This is a genomic window from Cellvibrio sp., assembly GCF_053579595.1.
This window is the reverse complement of sequence record NZ_JBRFPI010000521.1, coordinates 1-2,411: the sequence shown is the minus strand read 5'-3', so window position 1 is coordinate 2,411 and position 2,411 is coordinate 1. Positions and strand designations below refer to the sequence as shown.

The window sequence follows — 2,411 nt, the reverse complement described above, 5'->3', positions numbered from 1 at the left end:
GTTGTCGGAGAATTTGGTGGCAATATGGATTGGCCACAAAAAGGCAGTATTTCTGACCGCACCAAGTGGAACCACATTACCACCAATGTCGATCAGCAATGGCAACAAGCGTTTGTTAGCTATATGAAAGAGAAAAACATCCAGGCTTGTTATTGGTCTATCAATCCGGAATCGGGTGATACCCATGGCTGGTATGGTCATTCCTATGACCCTGTTAGTAACGAATCCGGCTGGGGAACCTGGCTGCCTTTCGATGCGCGCAAAACCACTTTGTTAAAGGATCTCTGGGGCAATTAATTAATCGGTGATTCTGATACGAAAACCCGGAGCTGACGCAAGTTGGCTCCGGTTTTTTTTAGGGTATGCCTAAGGTAAAACGGCTGTGGTAAGGTACGCACCACAAATTTTCCCTGTTGGAGTCGCACATGACCTGGTTGTTGTTAGTTGTTGGATTGGTGTTGTTAGTAATGGGTGCCGATTTGTTGGTAAAAGGTGCCGCGCGCCTTGCATCCAACTTCGGTGTTCCCGCATTGGTGGTTGGCCTCACGGTAGTTGCTTTTGGTACTAGCGCCCCGGAATTGGCGGTCAGCGTGAAAGCGGCTTACCCAGGCTGAGTTGGCAATTGCCAATGTGGTTGGCAGTAACATTATGAATATTCTTTTTATCCTCGGCCTTGCTGCCGTTATATCGCCGTTGATCATTTCCCGTCAGCTTATTCGTCAGGATGTTCCCATCATGGTGGCCTTGTCGGCAGTGGCTGTATTTATGGCATATAACGGCAGCATCAGTCGACTTGAGGCGGGTTTTTTGGCGGGAGGACTTTTCGCATACACCTTCTTTTTGTTTTACCAAGGCAAACAAAAAGGTGTTGATGTCGTTGATGAAGAAGTCGAAGAAATGCTTAAAGCTAATGTTCCGCTTTGGCAGAACGTGTTGCTGGTGATTGTCGGACTGGCTCTGTTGGTCATGGGTGCGCGCTGGTTGGTGCAAAGTGCGGTAGAACTTGCCACTGCTTGGGGTATAAACGAAGCCGTGATTGGTTTGACGATTGTTGCAGCCGGCACTTCATTGCCAGAACTCGTGACCTCTGTAGTCGCTACCATAAAAGGTCAGCGCGACATTGCAGTCGGTAACGTAGTGGGCAGCAATATTTTTAATATCCTGTGCGTGTTAGGTATTTCCGGCATAGTGTCACCCACCCCCTTGCTCGCGGGCGATCAATTAGCAAACTTTGATATTCCAGTCATGCTGGGCGTAGCAGTACTTTGCATGCCGTTATTTTTTATCGGTGCCGTACTTAATCGTATTGAGGGGCTTTTGTTTCTCGCGCTCTACACTGCTTACGTGTGGATATTGATCGCGATGACTTTGTCGCTGGGGTACTTGGCGCAATTGCAAACGGCGGTTATGTACGGACTAATTCCCGTTGTGGTTTTGTACGTGTTGATTGCACTGGTTTTGGATTTGCGCAAACGTCGTGCGCAAACAAATGTATAAACAATAGATCGAAAAGTAGAACATAAATTGGGCGCTTATTGCGCCCAATTTTTTACATACTCCGGCGTTGCAATAGCGCCATTTTTAGCGTGGATTGGTTCGCCATGTTTTACTGCCATAGGTAAAACCCCAGCCCATACAGGCAAATTCAGATCTTCCTCTTTATCGACGGGATTCGTGTTACTGATTTTTGTTGCTGCCTCTGCGAGCGAAATGCGCAGTACGCTGGTCGCTGCTAATTCTTTATCGTTCCCGGGACGGGCTTCGTGTTTTCTTCCTACAGCAATTTTGTCCATAAACACATCCATTGCCGCCATTTTGTTTATATTTCCTTCCACTGCTTCAAATACTCCATAAATAACTGCCGAGCGATAATTCATAGTGTGGCTAAATGCAGAACGCGCGAGTACCAAGCCATCGACGTGAGTGATAGCAATTGACACCTGGGCTCTTGCCAAAAGCATTTTTGTTAAACGCCCGCCATTGGAGCCGTGAATATATAAATAATCGCCATCGCGCCAACAGGCTGTGGGCATGCAGTGCGTGCTCTCACCGTCATTAAATGCGATATGGCATACATAGGCTTGATCGATAATGCCATAAAGCGTCACCCGCTCATAATTCGCTAATTCAGGCAGGCGACGAATGCGTGTGCGTGCGGATGGAGCGCTGTGTGACGGTTTGTTCATTGTGTTCCTTGTAGTGATTTTGCGTAAATGATGATTAGGGTTAATCGCGCTGGATCAGGTGTTTAGCTTAACCCGTAGATGGCTCTATAATAAGATCCACTTTTACGAAAATTCATAGGGCCACATGGATTATCAATTGCTTTTCGATCAGTACAAGTCAGCACAATCTGGCGTTAAGCAATCACAGCAGCGCCGTTTATACCACTGCTTACGCGATGCTATTTT

General features: G+C 47.1%; 3 protein-coding genes and 1 pseudogene. 3 read left to right on the top strand and 1 reads right to left on the bottom strand.

The window, feature by feature from the left end; translation table 11 throughout:
- The 3 genes and pseudogenes from ACWA6V_RS20635 to ACWA6V_RS20625 all read left to right on the top strand — a co-directional run.
- Window positions 1–297, top strand: a pseudogene (locus tag ACWA6V_RS20635) (cellulase family glycosylhydrolase); the annotation flags it as partial.
- A gap of 128 nt (window positions 298–425) precedes the next feature.
- On the top strand, window positions 426–614 hold the full coding sequence (locus ACWA6V_RS20630) for a hypothetical protein (protein ID WP_449524247.1): 189 nt from the start codon (window positions 426–428) through the stop codon (window positions 612–614).
- Between the two features lie 34 nt (window positions 615–648).
- Window positions 649–1,497: a calcium/sodium antiporter gene (locus ACWA6V_RS20625; protein WP_449524246.1), complete on the top strand. Its 849-nt coding sequence runs from the start codon at window positions 649–651 to the stop codon at window positions 1,495–1,497.
- A 35-nt stretch (window positions 1,498–1,532) separates the two neighbouring features.
- Here ACWA6V_RS20625 and ACWA6V_RS20620 read toward each other — a convergent pair whose 3' ends face one another.
- Window positions 1,533–2,186, bottom strand: coding sequence for a pyridoxamine 5'-phosphate oxidase family protein (locus ACWA6V_RS20620; RefSeq protein WP_449524245.1), 654 nt, complete (start codon window positions 2,184–2,186; stop codon window positions 1,533–1,535).
- Between the last annotated feature and the right edge of the window lie 225 nt (window positions 2,187–2,411).

Coding starts and splice junctions, on each gene's coding strand:
- ACWA6V_RS20630 (WP_449524247.1), top strand. CDS start 426: ATGACCTGGTTGTTGTTAGTTGTTGGATTGGTGTTGTTAGTAATGGGT.
- ACWA6V_RS20625 (WP_449524246.1), top strand. CDS start 649: ATGAATATTCTTTTTATCCTCGGCCTTGCTGCCGTTATATCGCCGTTG.
- ACWA6V_RS20620 (WP_449524245.1), bottom strand. CDS start 2,186: ATGAACAAACCGTCACACAGCGCTCCATCCGCACGCACACGCATTCGT.